Source organism: Leucobacter shiyiweii, assembly GCF_052446065.1.
Classification (GTDB): domain Bacteria; phylum Actinomycetota; class Actinomycetes; order Actinomycetales; family Microbacteriaceae; genus Leucobacter.
The window spans coordinates 701523-717677 of sequence record NZ_CM127080.1 but is presented as its reverse complement, the minus strand read 5'-3'; the positions used below and the strand labels follow the sequence as shown (position 1 = coordinate 717677).

Below are 16155 nucleotides of genomic sequence, written 5' to 3'. Positions count from 1 at the left end.
TCCGTGCAGCAAAGTAGTCTGGACAGGTTCGGCAACCTCGGGAGGCTCCATGTCGATTGAGTTCGCACCGTCCCCACGATCCACGCTTGGAATCGAGTGGGAACTGGCCCTGGTCAACCGCGACACCCGGTCCCTGTCGTGTATCGCGCCGCAGATTCTAGGTGACTTGCGTAGCCGATATCCGACCGGCGCATTTCCGCACCTGGCGAGCGAGCTACTCGAGAACACCGTGGAACTGGTTACTGCCCCTCGCGAGGTAGTGCGTGACGCAACTGCAGATCTTCGTACCCTGGCACTCGCTGTGCAGGACGCGGCAGCAGGTCACGGAGCAGCGCTCATTGGCTCGGGAAGCCACCCGTTCAGCCGCTGGGAGGAGCAGACGGTCACGCCGAGTGAGCGATATGACAAGTTCATCGAACGATATCGCTGGTGGGGCAGAAACATGCTCATCTGGGGGGTTCACGTGCATGTTGGCGTGGACCGAAAGGATCGTGTCGTGCCGCTCCTGCATGCCCTCCTCGCCTACCTCCCACACTTCCTGGCTCTCTCCGCATCCAGCCCTCTTTGGGCTGGCGAGGCTACCGGCTACGCCTCCAATCGGACCCTCATGTTCCAGCAACTTTCGACCGCGGGACTCCCCTGGGATTTCGATGAGTGGGCAGACGTCGAACGTGTACTCGCAGACCTCTCGAAGACCAGCATTATTGCGGAACCCACCGAGGCGCGCTGGGACATTCGACCGGCACCGCGCTGGGGCACCATTGAGATTCGCGCATGTGACGGCGCATCGACGCTGGCGGAGATCGGCGCGCTGGCGGCACTCGCTCAATGCCTGACCGAGCATTTCCAGACGAGTCTCGACCGTGGTTTGAGTCTGCCCCGCCTTCAGCCCTGGTTCGTTCGCGAGAACAAGTGGCGCGCGGCACGCTACGGGCTCGACGCACAGATTATCGTCGACAGCCACGGTACTCAGGTCCCGCTGCGCGAACACCTCGGGGAACTGATATCTGCGCTACTTCCCGTTGCCGAACGACTGGACTGCAGCTCAGAACTCGCTGAAGTTACTCGGGTACTTAATTCTGGGAGTAGCGCCGAACGGCAACTGGCCGTCTATGAGTCACACGGTAAGAGCCCCGCGGCCCTGCGGTCCGTCGTGGACTCACTCATCAGCGAGTTCGCACACGGGCTGTCGCTATAACTAGCGCAGCCCCTTCCCCAACATCTGCTGCAGTTGCGCCAAGTCCTGCTCGGAAGGAGTCGCAGACGCACTGCCCAGCCCAAACCCAGATCCAGCTGGGGCGGATCCTGAACGAACCGCACCTAGCTCGGCCTGCTGGGCCCGCTTCGCCGGGTTACCCGAACGAGATGCACCCTTCTTCTTCGTCTGCGTCTTCTTCTTTCCACCGTGACCCGCCCCGGGCATAGGCCCCATCCCTGGGATCTGGGGCACCCCCCCGCGCGCGACGGTCTTCATCATCTTCGCGGCCTGCTCAAACCGTTGCACCAACGAGTTCACCTCGGTGACCGTCATTCCCGATCCCTTGGCAATACGCAGCCGACGCGACCCGTTGAGTATCTTCGGGTTGTGACGCTCAGCCGGTGTCATTGACTGGATGATGGCCTCGGTGTGGATAATCTCACGCTCGTCGAAGTTCTCGAGCTGTTCCTTCATCTTGCCCATGCCTGGCAGCATGCCCATCATCTTCTTCAGTGACCCGGCACCGCGAAGTTGCTGCATCTGCTTCAAGAAATCATCGAGCGTGAACTGGTCACTCGCGATCTTCTCTGCGACCTGCCGGGCCGAATCTTCATCAAAAGCCTGTTGCGCCTGCTCGATGAGGGTGAGCACGTCACCCAGGTCAAGGATCCTGCTCGCCATCCGATCAGGGTGGAACGGCTCGAAATCAGAGAGCCCCTCGCCAGTTGAGGCGAAGAGGATCGGACGGCCGGTGAGGCTCCGGATCGAAAGCGCCGCACCACCGCGCGCGTCACCATCAAGCTTCGTAAGCACCACGCCAGTGAAGTCAACGCCTTCTTGAAAGGCTTGGGCTGTGGCGACCGCATCTTGACCAATCATGGCGTCGATAACGAAGAGCACCTCGTCGGGGTTCGTCGCCTTCCGAATATCAGCCGCTTGGCGCATCAGCTCAGCGTCGACACCCAGTCGGCCAGCCGTATCGATAATGACGAAGTCATGCAGCTTCGACTTCGCCTCGGCCACGCCCTGTTTCGCAACCCGCACCGGGTCTCCGACTCCGTTGCCAGGCTCGGGAGCGTAGATCGCGACACCCGCCTGCTCAGCGACCACCCCGAGCTGGGTCACCGCGTTCGGGCGCTGCAAGTCACAGGCCACCAACATCGGGGTATGACCCTGATCCTTCAGCCACTTGGCCAGCTTGCCCGCCAGAGTCGTCTTACCGGCACCCTGCAGGCCCGCCAGCATGATGACAGTCGGTGGTTTCTTTGCAAACCGCAGCCGACGCTGCTCGCCGCCCAGAATCCCGATCAGCTCTTCATTAACAATCTGCACAACCTGTTGGGCTGGGTTCAATGCCTGATTGACTTCGTCACCGAGCGCACGCTCGCGAACCTTCGCGGTGAATTCCTTCACCACTTCGAGTGCGACATCAGCCTCAAGCAGTGCACGGCGTATCTCCCGAACGGTGCCGTCAATGTCGGCAGCAGAGAGCTTACCCTTCGTCCGAAGGTTCTTGAAGGTGTCGGTGAGACGCGCCGAGAGGTTTCCGAAAGTAGCCATGGTGGCACAATTCTAGCGGGGTGTCACTGGGCCTAACCGATGAGCTGTTGGGCAAACACGTGAGGCGTGAACCCGGTGAGGTCGCTGATCCCCTCGCCCTGCCCAATGAGCTTGATGGGGAGGCCGGTCTTCTGCTGCACGGCTAGCACGAATCCTCCCTTCGCTGAACCATCCAATTTGGTCAATACGAGCCCAGTGACCCCAGCGTGTTCGATGAAGGCCTCAGCTTGGGCGAGGCCGTTCTGCCCGGTGGTCGCGTCGAGGACGAGGAGCACCTCAGCGATGGGCGCTTGCTTTTCAATGACGCGACGAACCTTCGAAAGCTCATCCATCAGACCGCCCTTCGTCTGCAGTCGTCCGGCGGTATCGATGATGGCAATGTCATGACCCTCGCGCACGGCGCGCTCAACGGTTTGGAATGCTACGGACGCCGGATCCTGACCGTGCTGCTGCGGCCGCACAATGTCGACTCCCGCACGATCGGCCCAGGTCGCGAGTTGCTCAACGGCTGCTGCGCGAAAGGTGTCAGCGGCACCCACCACGACGCGTTTGTCGAAGGTCTTCAGGTATTTCGCGAGCTTACCGATGGTGGTCGTCTTACCTACCCCGTTCACGCCGACGACCAGCACCACGGCGGGGCGGTCTGACAGGCGCAGGGTGGGGTCAAAGTCCGATAGTCGAACCTCAACCGCTTCGCGCAACATTCGGCGCAGTTCTTTGACTTCCGTCACCCGGTGTCGTTCAACCTCGGACCGCAACTCGTCCATCACCGATTCGGCGATATCTGGCCCGAAATCGGCGGAAAGGAGAGCCGTCTCCAAGTCGTCCCAGGTCTCCTCGGTGATCTTCTCGGCGCCGCCTCTGAGACCGCGGAACACGTGTGCAATTGACCATGATCGCTCAGCCATGATTCGAGTGTATCTGTGAGCGCTCTTCGACAAATTTTACGACCGTTATTGGGGGTATATTCCCGTTTGGTCACGAAGCTCTGCTAAGCGAGCCATTTTGTCCTATCAGACAGTAAATACTCCGCTACGCTTCTCACTATTCGATGCGCCCGCGCGATGTAGCCGGGCGCGAAAGCCAACGGAGGTACCGTGACCGGAACACCGGCCCTATCCGTCCGCGCGAGGCGCCCACTTGGCATCGCTCTGCTGATCGGAATCGTTCTCGCTTTGGTAAGCGGCTTGTTTAGCGCATCTCCGGCACTCGCCGTCGAGTGCGTGCCCGACCCGAGTACCGGTTGTGTACAGGGCATCATCAAGAGCACTGATGGCTCGCCAGCTGTAGGAGTAGAAGTTTCGCTTAGCGGCAGCGGGGCAGAACAAACCACCGAGACAGACACCGAAGGCAAATGGGTGTTCACCGTCACGTCTGCCGGCAGCTATACCGTGACGGTCGACGGAGCCACGCTTCCCGAGGGGCAGTACTTCAAGTCAGTGGACTCGCGGGAGGTGACCGTCGGACTCAACAATCTCGCAAGCGCGCTTTTCCCCCTGAGCGATGATCCGGAGGCCTCCGCCGCAAGCGCCGAAGCCGCTAGCTCAGGCACCTCCGCGAGTGCCACCTCAGACTTCTCGTGGCCACGATTTTGGCAGCAGTTTGTTTCTGGCATACGCATGGGACTGCTCATTGCGCTCGCGTCGTTGGGACTGTCGCTCGTGTTTGGCACCACTGGCCTCAGCAACTTCGCGCAGGGCGAGATGGTGACACTCGGCGGGCTCCTTGCCGCGCTCTTCATGACCTTCACCGGAAACCTCTGGCTCGCTGCGATTCTCGCGGTCACAGCCTCTGCGGCGTTCGGTTGGGCACAAGACAAGGTGCTATGGAAGCCCCTTCGAAAACGAAGGCTGAGCTTGATGCAGCTGATGATTGTCTCGATCGGTCTTTCAATCACCATGCAGTACCTGTTCCAGTTCTTCTTCGGCTCGAGCGTGGTGCGTATCGACACGGCAACGCCGTCTACGCTCACTCTCTTCGGGGTGACCCTCACCGTGCAGTCCTATCTCGCGATGGGCGTTTCCCTCCTCGCGATCATCGCCGTCGGCCTCGGACTAACCTTCACGCGATTTGGCCGAGCCACTCGTGCCATCTCAGACAACCCGGCACTGGCTCGCGCCTCGGGCATCGACGTCGATCGAGTCATTAACGTCGTCTGGATCGTCGGCGGCGGACTGGCCGGGCTCGCGGGAGTCTTCTTTGGCCTCGTTTTTAACGGCCTGACATGGTTCACCGGCGGCCAAATGCTGCTGCTGTTCTTTGCCGCAGTCACCTTAGGCGGGTTGGGAACGGCCTTCGGAGCGTTTGTCGGCTCGATGATCATCGGCATGATGGTCGAGCTCACCAACCTGTGGTTGCCAGGCGACCTGAAGTTTGCCACCGCACTTTTACTTCTCATCCTGATCCTGTTGGTTCGACCACAGGGCATTTTCGGTCGCAAAGAGCGGATCGGCTAGGAGCATCTCATGGATTTCTGGACTGGACTTCTCACAAGCCTGCTACAGACGGCTCTCTCACCGACCACCGCAGCGTTCGTACTTGCGGCGATTGGCCTCAACATTCATTTCGGTTTCACCGGCCTGATGAACATGGGGCAAGCCGGCTTCATGCTGGTCGGCGCCTACGGTTTCGGCGTGTCCGTCGTTCTGGGCGCGGGGTTCTGGACCGCAATTCTCATATCGATGGCATCGGCCGTCGTCTTTGCGCTGATCCTCGGTATCCCCACCCTGAAACTTCGCGGAGACTACCTCGCCATCGTGACGATATCCGCGGCTGAGATCCTTCGCATGATTGTGCGACTCGCGTCGCTGCAAGACGTCACCGGGGGCCCCACTGGGCTCGCAGGCTCACAGTATCGGCATGTGTTCACTGAGCTGTCTCCCCTCCCTGAAGGCAAGACCACTCTCCTCGGTCTGACATACAACAACACCGGTATCGATGACTGGTGGACGAGGCTGGTCGCGTGGGGGCTGGTCGCGCTCTTCATCGTGATCACCTGGTCCCTCATGCGCAGCCCCTGGGGTCGTGTACTCAAAGGGATCCGGGAGGACGAAGATGCTGTGCGTAGCCTCGGGAAGAGCTCATACGCCTATAAGTTGCAGGCTCTGATTCTCGGCGGATCGCTGGGTGCACTGGGCGGCATCGTGATGGCGCTGCCGAGCGCTATGCAACCTGATTCTATGGGCCGTCCGGCAACCTTCAACCTGTGGATGATTATGCTGCTGGGCGGCGCGGCGACGATCTTTGGCCCCTTGCTCGGAACGCTGATCTTCTTCATCGTCCGATTGTTGCTGACCTCACTGGCCGGCGAATTCGTGCCCTCAACGCTCTTGAATACCCAGCAGACAGAGCAATTGGCCTGGGTACTCATTGGAATCTCGCTCATGCTGCTGGTGATCTTTAGACCGCAAGGGATACTCGGAAATAAGAAGGAGCTGTCGTTCAATGTCTAGTGAGCAGAGCTATCCCTACGATCGTCAGGAGCTCCGTTCGCGGCTGCGTACCCTCGATCAGGTTCCCGGCGTTGCCAAATTTGACCCTATTCTCACGGTCGATCACATCGAACGCCGCTTCGGCGGCATGACCGCGGTGAATGTAGATCACCTGGAGGTCCAACGCGGAGCTATCACTGCGCTTATCGGCCCCAACGGGGCGGGAAAGACAACCTTTTTCAATCTCATCACCGGCTTCGATCAGCCATCCAACGCGCAGCGCCTGATCGGCGGCGGCGATGCCACGTGGTCTTTCAACGGGAAGACCATGACCCGAACCGGCGCTTCACAGGCCGCACGGGCAGGGATGGTGCGCACCTTCCAACTCACGAAAGCGCTCGGCCGAATGACCGTCATCGAAAACATGCTCATCGGAGCAAATAACCAGCCCGGAGAGAATCTCTTCGTTGGACTCATTAAACCTCTCTGGGCGAAACGCGAAAGAGAAAATATCGAGCGCGCTGACGAGCTCCTCGCCCGCTTCAAGCTCGACACTAAGAAGCACGACATGGCCGGTGACCTGTCTGGGGGCCAGAAGAAGCTCCTAGAGATGGCACGCGCACTCATGTCGAGCCCCGCCATGATCATGCTCGACGAGCCTATGGCTGGCGTGAATCCGGCCCTCACTCAGAGCCTCCTCGACCACATTCAGACTCTGCGTGACGACGGCACGACAGTGCTTTTCGTAGAGCACGACATGCACATGGTGCGGCACATTAGTGACTGGGTGGTGGTCATGGCACAGGGCGAACTCATCGCCGAAGGTCTGCCAGAAGAAATCATGACGAGCCCTGCGGTCGTCGACGCATATCTCGGCGCGCATCATGACCGAGATCTTGGAGATGATGACGTGCTCACTACCGGCGTGATTCAGGCGATTGCCCAGGAAGTCAAGGAGGAATCGCGATGACCGAACACCAACTCGTGGTGAAGGCCGACAATGTCACCGCAGGTTACCTACCCGGTATCAATATTCTGAACGGCTGCACCCTCGAGGCATACCAAGGGGAACTCATTGGGATCATCGGCCCCAACGGCGCCGGGAAGTCTACGCTCCTCAAGGCGCTATTTGGCCTCGTCGATATTCGAGAGGGAACGGTGACTCTCGACGGTGAGGATGTCACAAATCAGGCGACAAATCAGCTCGTTCGTAAAGGAGTCGGGTTCGTTCCGCAGACAAACAACGTGTTCCCCTCACTCACCATCGAAGAAAACCTGCAGATGGGCCTCTTTCTCCGGCCGAAAGAATTCCAGTCTCGTGTGGCCGAGATGTGGGATCTCTTTCCCATGCTGGCCGAGCGCCGCCGGCAACGCGCGGGCTCACTCTCTGGAGGGGAGCGCCAATCTGTAGCGATGGCGCGCGCGCTCATGATGGACCCGAAGGTGTTGCTCCTCGACGAGCCCAGCGCTGGTCTCTCTCCGGTGCGACAAGATGAAACCTTCATTCGAACCCGGCAAATCAATCGCACGGGTGTCACCATCATCATGGTTGAACAGAATGCGCGCCGATGCCTCCAGATTTGTGATCGCGCTTACGTGCTAGATCAGGGTAGAAACGCATACGAAGGGCCGGGTCGCGAGCTGGCAAACGATCCGAAGGTCATAGAACTCTACTTGGGCACTCTGGCTGCAGATGTCGAGTCGAAGGCCGGCGAGGCGCGGTCGGAATAGCCAGACGGCATCTCAATACAAAGAGCCGGATCCCCTCAGAGATCCGGCTCTTTGCTGATTGTGTCTAGGCTTAAATCTCACCCTCAACCGCGCGCTGGAACACGGGGTTGTTCGACTCGTCGTACTTGTAGATTCCAATAGAGGCTGACGACGGATCATTGTCCGCATTCAGTGGGCCGGTACCCGACTTCCCCACGTAGGCAATTTCCTCGCCAGCATCTAGGAGCGCGACACAGTCGGCGAATGAGTTGCATTCTTCGCCGCCGTTCGCACCCGTCACCGCGGCAAGCTCTGCCTGGATCGATGCCGAATCCGTCGCGCCTGCCTTGGTCGCAGCCAGAGCCACGATCGTCACCAGGTCATACGCCTCAGGAGCATAGGTGAACGAGACGAGCTCACCACCGAACTCGGCACTGTAGATGTCTTTGAGCTGAGTCTGGAATTCCTCGTCAGCCTGCGCACCCGGGATCGAGCCCTGCGCACCCGTGAGTGTGCCTGGATCGAAGTCTGCCTCAAAGCCGTTGGTGTTGCCATCGACCAGGTAGACGGTCGAAAGATCGACACCCTGTGCGACGAGCTCAGGGATGATCGCCTTGATCTGATCGAAGGTCACGATAACCAGTGCATCGGCTCCGGAAGCCTTCGCCGCCGTCACTTCAGCCGAGAATGAGGTCTGATCCACCGGGAATTCGTTGCCCTCACCCTTGGCACCGTACACAACCTCAGCACCGCCAGCCTCAACGACTTCCTGAATGGTGTCGCGCAGACCCAGACCGTAGTCGTCGTTGAATGTCATGAATGCCACGGTGCTCTTGCCATCGGCAAGGATCTGGTTCCCGAGGGCGTTCCCCTGCACCGAGTCCGGTGGAGCGGTGCGGAAATAGTTCGGACTAATTCCGCTGAGGCCCGAGGCGGTGTTCGAGGGGGAGCCCATAAGCAGGCCCTCGCCGGTGATCTTGTCTACCACGTGCAAGGTGCGCGAGGAACTCATAGCACCGAGCACAAAGGAGGCACCGCTGGCGATGACATCGTCTGCGCCTTTCTCGACGATGGTGATGTCAGCGCCGTCGCCCTCATTTGCCTCGGCGACGATTTCGACATCTTCACCGAGCACGCCGCCTGCAGCGTTGATGTCAGTCAGCGCCTGGGCGATGCCCGCCTGTACCGGAGGCATCAGGAAGCCGAGCGAGCCAGTCTGCGGAAGAAGCGTTGCAATCTTGAGGGATCCGGTGCTGCTCTCCTCCGCGGGTGCGGTTTCGGCAGAATCACCTCCGGAACAAGCTGTCAATACCAGTGCAGCGCTTGCGACGAGCGCGACCGCGCCCGCCGATCGCTTGGAGATCATCTTCATTAATGACACCTTTCATACCGAATGGCTATGGCCGCAACACCGCGGCACTGGGCTAGAGCATAGCGACTTGACATGGAAGATGCGGTCCCGACGGCATCCCTGAGACCGAGTTGTTAGCGAGTCGTGACCCAAGCGCCTACGCGACGGCAGGCTCCTCGTCGCGGGTAAGTCGCTGACCGACCACCACCGAGATGCCGTCCTGACGCATGGATACGCCGTACAGGGCATCCGCGATCTCCATTGTTCTTTTTTGATGGGTGATCACGATAAGTTGCGAATTTTTGCGCAGGCCTTCAAAGGTCTGGAGGAGGCGGCCCAGGTTGGCGTCGTCGAGTGCCGCCTCTACCTCATCCATGATGTAGAACGGGCTCGGCCGAGCGTGGAAGATCGCGATCAACCATGCGACGGCCGCGAGCGAGCGCTCCCCACCAGACAGCAGAGAGAGCCGTTCGACCTTTTTCCCTGCCGGTCGCACACTCATTTCGATCCCTGTGCTGAGCAGGTCATCGGGGTGAGTGAGGAAGATCTCGCCAGATCCCCCGGGGAAGAGCACGGGAAACACCTCTGCGAAGGCTGTCTGCGTGTCGACGAACGCCTCCGCGAAGATGCCCTGCATTTTTTCGTCCAGTTCGCCGATAATCTTCAACAGATCGGTCCGCGTCTTCGCCAAGTCTTTCAGCTGTTCCGCCAAGAAAGCGTGCCGCTGCTCGAGCGCGGCATACTCCTCAAGTGCGAGCGGGTTGATGCGCCCCAACTCGGTGAGTCGCTTTTCTGCCCGCGCCAAGCGCGTCATTTGCTCCGCGCGTACGAACGGAATCGTGGGTGGCTCAGACTCAGGCGAAGCGGCCTGCCAATCACGGTCCCTAGGCGAGGGAATGGGCTGGTCGGGGCCGTACTCAGCGATCAGGACCTCTTCGACGAGACCTAGTTCGCTCCCCGAACGCTCGAGTAGCGCAGAGATCTGAAGTTTTCGTTCATAGCTCTTGAGTTCGGCACCGTGCACGCGTTCAGTCAGTGCTGTGAGCCGCTGCCTCAGTTCGGCTTCTTCTGAACGAAGAAGTGTGAGTTCTTGGCTGTACTTTGCACGCTCCTGCTCGGCGGAGTGCTGGGCCAATCGCGCCTCGGCAAGCGACCGATCACACGAGGCCTGAATGTCGGGCAGCAAGCCAGCCACCCGCTCCGCACGAGCGACCTGTCGGGATCGGAGTACGGCACGCCGTGCTGCTTCTTCAGCAGCGTGGAGCTCAGCGTCGAATTGCTCTGCAAGCTGCCGATGCCTCGCTCGCGCAGCTCTTGAACGCTCTTTCGCAGTCTCCAATTCGAGCCGACGCTCGACCTCGGCCTCTCGAGCGCGGCCGACTTCCCCAGCGAGTGCGTCTCGCTCGCTGGCATCAAAGATCGGGCGTGGCCTCGCTTCGGCTTCTTCTCGAGCGCGCGTCGCCTGATCCACCGCAGCCTGAGCGTCAGCGACACTATCAGCGACGGCCAGTAAGGCCTGGCGTGCTCGCTCTGCTTCAGCCTGTCCGGCCTCGACCCGCACAGTCAATCTATTGCGTTGCTCCGTGACGGCCGCCAACCGCGCGTCTGCGGCCCGGAGGTCGGCGAATGCTCGCTCAGCCTCCGTCTTGGCACGACCCGCCACATCGCGAAGATCGGCAAGCTGCGCACTGAGCTCCTCGATTTCCCCCGCAAGGACAGTGCGTCGCAGCTCAGCCTGCTCACGGTCGGCGTTGAGCTCGATTCGAGAGGGCGCAAGACCCGACCCTCCGGTGAGCGTGTGCTCGGTGAGCACGTCGCCGGCCATCGTGACCACGGTGTACGCACTGGCAGACAACGATCCACGGAGGAGGACTGCAGCCGCGCGGGCCGCGTCCAAATCCTCGACGATATAGCTGCGCGCCAACACCCCGAGCACACCGTCGGGAGCGCGGGTGACATCGATCGCTCGCACGGCACCAGACACTCTGGGTCCAGCGGCTTCAAGATCGAAACCCGCCTCGGAGGTCACGAGAACCAGCCCCACGCGACCGAGATCCTGGTGGTGCGCAGCTGCCACCGCAGATGCTGCGATGTGGGCGTCTTCTGCGAGCAGCGCGTCAGCAAAGCTCCCGAGGGCGGCCGCCACCGCGGGGCCGTAACCTTCGTCAACCCGCACCTGATCGCTCACCCGGCCCGACAGACCCAGACTCGTCTGGGTGAGGAGTGCGCCGGAAGCGTCCCGCTGATCGAGTGAACGCGCGAGCGCACTGATGCGCGCATCGAGTCCTGCCCGTTCTCGCTCCAGATCATGGAGCCGCTCCCGAACCTCGTCGCGCTCGCGCTCCGCCTCAACCTGCGCATCCTGCGCAATACGGTAGGCGTCATCAAGGTCGCTCTCCGGCGCCTCGACATCGCTCAGGTTCGCCTCGAATGCATCAAGTTCCGCCCGAGCGGCCTCTGCCCGCTCGTCCGCCTGCGCAACGGCAAGCTCTCGCCTAGCAACCTCTTGAGCGACAGTCGCCCGCTTCTGCTCGGCGGTCTCGACCTGCCCGCGAAGCTTCGACAACTCGAGATCGTGCTTGGAAACCAGCGCGCTCTGAGCCGCCAGGTGTTCATCGACCGCGTCGAGCGCACGCTGGGCACGCACGGTGGCGTCACCCGCGTGCTGCCACGCGATTTCGATCGCCGGGAGGGCTTTGGCCAACAGAGTTGCTTCCTCGTTGGCTTCCTCAAGAGACGCTCGGGTGAGTCGACCCTGCTGCTCCGGCGGTTCGGCTTGGGTGGCGAGAAAAGTGAGCCGCTGCTGCGCCTGTGCAGAGACCCCGCGCAGGCGTGACTGCGCCGATTCCAACCCGAGGGTGACCCTCCGAGCAGCATCGAGTTCGTCACTGTGCTGGTCCAGCTCGAGTCGCTGAATGCGCAGCTGCTTCTGTTCCAGCTGCTCTTGCAACACAATCCGTTGTGAGTGCTGCTCCGCCTCATCCTGGGCCAGCTCGTCAAGTTCCGCTCGCAGTCGAGCGACATCGTCGGCAAGGAGGCGCGCTTTGGCATCGCGAACCTCAGCGGCAATCCCCTGAGCCGCTCGTGCAACCTCGGCTTGGCGGCCGAGTGGCTTCAGTTGACGGCGGATCTCGCCCGCAAGATCGTTCAGACGCGTGAGATTCGTCTCCATCGCGTCGAGCTTACGCAGGGTGCGTTCCTTCCGCCTGCGGTGCTTCAAAATACCGGCGGCCTCTTCGATGAAGCCACGTCGATCGTCGGGTGTTGCCCGAAGTACAGCATCGAGCTGGCCTTGCCCGACGATCACGTGCATTTCTCGCCCCAGGCCAGAATCGCTGAGAAGTTCTTGTACGTCGAGGAGTCGGCATCCTTCGCCGTTGATCGCATACTCGCTCGCCCCGTTCCGAAAGAGCGTACGACTGATGGTGACTTCGGAATACTCAATGGGAAGCGCACCATCCGAGTTATCGATCGTGAGCTTCACTTCAGCCCGCCCCAGCGGACCTCTCGTGGAAGTCCCGGCAAAGATGACGTCTTCCATCTTCCCGCCGCGGAGTGTCTTTGCGCCCTGCTCCCCCATCACCCACGCAAGAGCGTCAACAACATTCGATTTGCCCGAGCCATTGGGACCGACGATTGCGGTGACACCGGGCTCGAACTGAAAAGTGGTGGGCTGAGCGAACGACTTGAACCCTCGCAGGGTCAGACTCTTCAGGTGCACCGCCACCTCCTTTTCACGCGTCGATGCAGCTCCACGCCGCGCATGGCCTTAACGCTACCCGATCGTTGGAATAACGCCGTATCTCAGAGCGTAGGCCCCATGCGTGGCTCACACGTGCGAATCGTGCCTATTTGGTTGCGCGACGAACGAGCTTCATCCTCTCGCGCTTCTTCAGGTAGCGCTCCACAACGATACCCAAGATAATCCAGCCGCCGAGCGCAGTGATGATCCACACAATTAATGGAGCGAGCACCCAGCTCGTTCCGCTGATCTGAATACCACCGGAAAAGAGTGTTGCGACCCAGAGCGCCAGGAAGGTGGACACTAGGCCCACCCCGCCGAGCAATGCCGACGCGTACTTTCGTGCCATGTTGAACACGAACGGGCCAAGAATCGACTGGGCGACGGTGAAGATCGCGACCGCCACGAAAAACCCGCCGAGCCGCAGTGTGACATCAGGGAGTAGCCAACCAGCGATCAGTAGGGCCAACGCGGATAGTACGAGGTTCGTGGCGACCCCGAGCAGGAAACGAATCACGAGATGCTCTTTTCTGAATAGGGTGACTGTTTTCGGAACCACTTCGCAGGCAGATCTGGACCATCCCAAACCTGAATGATGCCCCATCCAACGGCAGCCAGAGGGACGGCGAGCACCGCTCCGAGAATCCCCGAGAGCACTGTACCCACGGTAAGGGCGAGCAGAATAACTAGCGGGTAGAGCCGCAGGGCGCGACCCATGAGAATGGGCTGCAAGAAATTGCCCTCAAGCTGGTTCACGAGAACGACCACACCGATAACGAGCACAGCACTCAGAGGGCCGTTAGCGACCAGTGCGACTAGTGCCGCGAGGATTCCGGCTACAGTCGCGCCTACCAGCGGAATGAACGAAAGCAGAAAGACGAGAACCGAAAGCGGGAGCGCGAGCGGCACCTGCAGAATTACCAGGCCGATGCCAATGCCAATCGCATCGATCAGGGCGACACTCGCGGTGCCGCGAATGTAGGAACCCAGCGTATCCACCGTCTTCTGGCCAATACGCTCCGCGCGCGCGAGAGCTCGACCTTCGAACGGGCGCAGAGCGAAGCGCCAGATCGCTGGCCCATCTTTCAAGAAGAAGAACAGTACGACCACCATAAGGACCAAACCGGTAACAAAACTCGCAACTGCTCCCACGCCGGCCACCGCTCCGGAGCCGAAGTCGGCCGTCGTCACGAAGTCCACGATCTGAGCTTGCCACTCGTCGAGCTGCTCCCCACTGGGCGCGAACGGCAGTGTGTTGATCCAGCCCAGCAATTCCTGAATGCCACTCTGCGCCTGTGAAGCGAGTTCATCCCACTGATCGCGCACCGCCCACGTGATAAGCCAGGCTACTCCCGACAGAAGCAGCACAATAGCGAGGAGCTCTATGGCGGCGATCAGCGCGCCGGGAAGCTTGTGCTTACGCAGCCACTGCGTTGCAGGCCAGAACGTGCTCGCGAGAATGAGGGCGATCAGAATTGGGATCACCACGGTGCTGAGGATTCGAAGCCCCCAGATCAGACCCGCGAGGAGCAGCACCACAATGATGATCTGCAAGGAACGTGTGGCCAGGAGCCCCAGCCCGTCGCGCCACGCTCCCCGGACAGGGATCCCCCCGCCACCATGCTCGGCCAAGGCAACCGGTGACTGAGGCGGCGTCCGCCGCGCGCTGACGGCGGAACCTGTCCCTCGTTTCCGACTTCCGAACATGCTTCTTCCCTCCGTTGATGCGAAGCCCTAGAGTAGCGCGCGCTCCGAGATAAATGCGCGCAGCTCGGCTGCGTTGTCGGGCATCTCTGTCACATACTGTGGCAAATCCAGCAGACCGCCCAGGTGTTGCGGCAACGCGGGCCTTTCGCCGATCGCTTCCTCGACAATGTCAGGAAACTTCGTCGGCTTTGCGGTTTCGAGGACCAACATGGGTATTCCAGGCTCAACATACTCCCGCGCAACCTTCACACCATCAGCGGTGTGTGGATCGATGGTGACACCGGTTTCGTCGTGCACCGATCGGATGGTCGCCACGCGGTCCGCGTGCGTGCTCGTGCCGCTAACAATCCCAAACTCGTCTACAAAGCGGTCCAGTTCAGCGCTCAAATCGAAGTAGCCATCGGTGGCGAGTCGGCTCCACAAGCCGGCGAGCGTCGCCCCGTCACCTCCGATGAGGTCGAAGATGAATCGCTCCAGGTTTGAAGCTTTTGAAATGTCCATAGAGGGACTTGACGTGGCATGCGTCTGCGCCGCGCTGCGTGGCCGATAAATACCGGTGCGAAAGAAGTCGTCGAGCACATTGTTCTCATTTGCAGCGAGCACGAGGCGTCTAATAGGAACGCCCATTCTCCGCGCGAAATGGCCCGAGAGAATGTTCCCGAAATTCCCTGAGGGGACGGTGACCGAGACCTGCTGGGTGCGTCGCGCGCTCGCGTCGAGTGCATCGGTCGCGCGTAGCCACGCCCAGAAGTAATAGACCACTTGGGCGGTGATTCTCCCGAGGTTGATTGAGTTCACCGTGCCCAGGTGGTGCGCACGCTTGAACTCGAGATCGCCCGAGAGCTCCTTCACCAAGTTCTGGCAGTCATCAAACACTCCATCGACCGCAATGTTGTGAATGTTGGGATCGGTGAGTGAGTACATCTGCGCACGCTGAAATGCACTCATGCGGCCCTGCGGGGACAGCATAAACACAGAGACGCCATCTTTTCCGCGAAGCGCATACTCCGCTGCGGATCCGGTGTCTCCCGAGGTGGCACCGAGGATATTTAGCGTACGATCCTGCTGCGCGAGCACGAACTCCAACGCCTCACCCAGAAACTGCATCGCCATGTCTTTGAACGCGAGCGTGGGACCCTCTGAGAGGCCAACCAGGGTGATGGACTCGCCAATAGGTGTGAGTGGCACGATCTCTGCTGAAACGAAATTCTCAGAGCTATAAGCAGTGGAGCACATGCGCTCGAGCTCAGTTCGAGGTATATCGGTCGCGAAACGACTGATAACCTCTGTCGCGAGCTCGGGGTAGCTCAGGTCTCGCCAAGATTCGATCTCAGGGAGACTCACAGTTGGCAACTGTTCAGGAACCGTGAGACCCCCGTCTGGGGCTAGCCCCTCGATCAGAGTTTCGCTGAACGGCGCGGGGTCCATGCCCCCGCGCGTCGAGATGAACTTCACC

The 16155-nt window shown here is 60.5% G+C and carries 12 protein-coding genes; 5 read left to right on the top strand and 7 right to left on the bottom strand.

Features of this window, described 5'->3' with window-relative positions; genetic code table 11:
* Nucleotides 1-49: 49 nt before the first annotated feature.
* Nucleotides 50-1198, top strand: coding sequence for a glutamate--cysteine ligase (locus tag ACTNFJ_RS03430; RefSeq protein WP_435906515.1), 1149 nt, complete (start codon nt 50-52; stop codon nt 1196-1198).
* Here ACTNFJ_RS03430 and ffh read toward each other — a convergent pair whose 3' ends face one another.
* Both ffh and ftsY read right to left on the bottom strand, forming a co-directional pair.
* The gene (gene ffh / locus ACTNFJ_RS03425) at nt 1199-2758 is read right to left on the bottom strand and encodes a signal recognition particle protein (RefSeq protein WP_435906516.1); all 1560 of its coding nucleotides are present in this window, start codon (nt 2756-2758) and stop codon (nt 1199-1201) included.
* Nucleotides 2759-2790: 32 nt separating this feature from the next.
* Nucleotides 2791-3666 carry a signal recognition particle-docking protein FtsY gene (gene ftsY / locus ACTNFJ_RS03420; RefSeq protein ID WP_435906517.1) on the bottom strand — a complete coding sequence of 292 codons (876 nt, stop codon included), beginning with the start codon at nt 3664-3666 and terminating at the stop codon, nt 2791-2793.
* 189 nt (nt 3667-3855) lie between these two features.
* Here ftsY and ACTNFJ_RS03415 point away from each other — a divergent pair, with 189 nt between their 5' ends.
* The 4 genes from ACTNFJ_RS03415 to ACTNFJ_RS03400 are packed head-to-tail and all read left to right on the top strand — an operon-like array spanning nt 3856 to nt 7920.
* Nucleotides 3856-5214 carry a branched-chain amino acid ABC transporter permease gene (locus tag ACTNFJ_RS03415; protein ID WP_435906518.1) on the top strand — a complete coding sequence of 453 codons (1359 nt, stop codon included), beginning with the start codon at nt 3856-3858 and terminating at the stop codon, nt 5212-5214.
* Nucleotides 5215-5223: 9 nt separating this feature from the next.
* Nucleotides 5224-6210, top strand: a complete 987-nt coding sequence (locus tag ACTNFJ_RS03410; protein ID WP_435906519.1) for a branched-chain amino acid ABC transporter permease — start codon at nt 5224-5226, stop codon at nt 6208-6210.
* Complete coding sequence (locus ACTNFJ_RS03405) at nt 6203-7159, top strand: ABC transporter ATP-binding protein (RefSeq protein ID WP_435906520.1); 957 nt, start codon at nt 6203-6205, stop codon at nt 7157-7159. Before ACTNFJ_RS03410 ends, ACTNFJ_RS03405 begins: the two co-directional genes overlap by 8 nt.
* Nucleotides 7156-7920: an ABC transporter ATP-binding protein gene (locus tag ACTNFJ_RS03400; protein WP_435906521.1), complete on the top strand. Its 765-nt coding sequence runs from the start codon at nt 7156-7158 to the stop codon at nt 7918-7920. The genes ACTNFJ_RS03405 and ACTNFJ_RS03400 overlap by 4 nt, the downstream gene beginning before the upstream one ends.
* 70 nt (nt 7921-7990) lie before the next feature.
* On the opposite strand, the gene ACTNFJ_RS03395 is transcribed toward ACTNFJ_RS03400, so the two are convergent.
* The 5 genes from ACTNFJ_RS03395 to thrC form a co-directional block, all read right to left on the bottom strand.
* On the bottom strand, nt 7991-9271 hold the full coding sequence (locus ACTNFJ_RS03395; RefSeq protein ID WP_435906522.1) for an ABC transporter substrate-binding protein: 1281 nt from the start codon (nt 9269-9271) through the stop codon (nt 7991-7993).
* 136 nt (nt 9272-9407) lie between these two features.
* Entirely contained in the window at nt 9408-12971 is a 3564-nt protein-coding gene (gene smc / locus ACTNFJ_RS03390; RefSeq protein WP_435906523.1) for a chromosome segregation protein SMC, read from the bottom strand.
* A gap of 127 nt (nt 12972-13098) precedes the next feature.
* On the bottom strand, nt 13099-13509 hold the full coding sequence (locus tag ACTNFJ_RS03385; protein WP_435906524.1) for a phage holin family protein: 411 nt from the start codon (nt 13507-13509) through the stop codon (nt 13099-13101).
* Nucleotides 13506-14699 (bottom strand): AI-2E family transporter, encoded by a 1194-nt coding sequence (locus ACTNFJ_RS03380; RefSeq protein ID WP_435906525.1) that lies wholly within the window; start codon nt 14697-14699, stop codon nt 13506-13508. The genes ACTNFJ_RS03385 and ACTNFJ_RS03380 overlap by 4 nt, the downstream gene beginning before the upstream one ends.
* Before the next feature lie 27 nt (nt 14700-14726).
* Nucleotides 14727-16154, bottom strand: a complete 1428-nt coding sequence (gene thrC / locus ACTNFJ_RS03375) for a threonine synthase (protein ID WP_435906526.1) — start codon at nt 16152-16154, stop codon at nt 14727-14729.
* Nucleotide 16155: the final 1 nt, after the last annotated feature.

Excerpts from the sequence above, each read along its gene's own strand:
- ACTNFJ_RS03430 (WP_435906515.1), top strand. The coding sequence starts at position 50 with ATGTCGATTGAGTTCGCACCGTCCCCACGATCCACGCTTGGAATCGAG.
- ffh (WP_435906516.1), bottom strand. The coding sequence starts at position 2,758 with ATGGCTACTTTCGGAAACCTCTCGGCGCGTCTCACCGACACCTTCAAG.
- ftsY (WP_435906517.1), bottom strand. The coding sequence starts at position 3,666 with ATGGCTGAGCGATCATGGTCAATTGCACACGTGTTCCGCGGTCTCAGA.
- ACTNFJ_RS03410 (WP_435906519.1), top strand. The coding sequence starts at position 5,224 with ATGGATTTCTGGACTGGACTTCTCACAAGCCTGCTACAGACGGCTCTC.
- ACTNFJ_RS03405 (WP_435906520.1), top strand. The coding sequence starts at position 6,203 with ATGTCTAGTGAGCAGAGCTATCCCTACGATCGTCAGGAGCTCCGTTCG.
- ACTNFJ_RS03400 (WP_435906521.1), top strand. The coding sequence starts at position 7,156 with ATGACCGAACACCAACTCGTGGTGAAGGCCGACAATGTCACCGCAGGT.
- ACTNFJ_RS03395 (WP_435906522.1), bottom strand. The coding sequence starts at position 9,271 with ATGAAGATGATCTCCAAGCGATCGGCGGGCGCGGTCGCGCTCGTCGCA.
- ACTNFJ_RS03380 (WP_435906525.1), bottom strand. The coding sequence starts at position 14,699 with ATGTTCGGAAGTCGGAAACGAGGGACAGGTTCCGCCGTCAGCGCGCGG.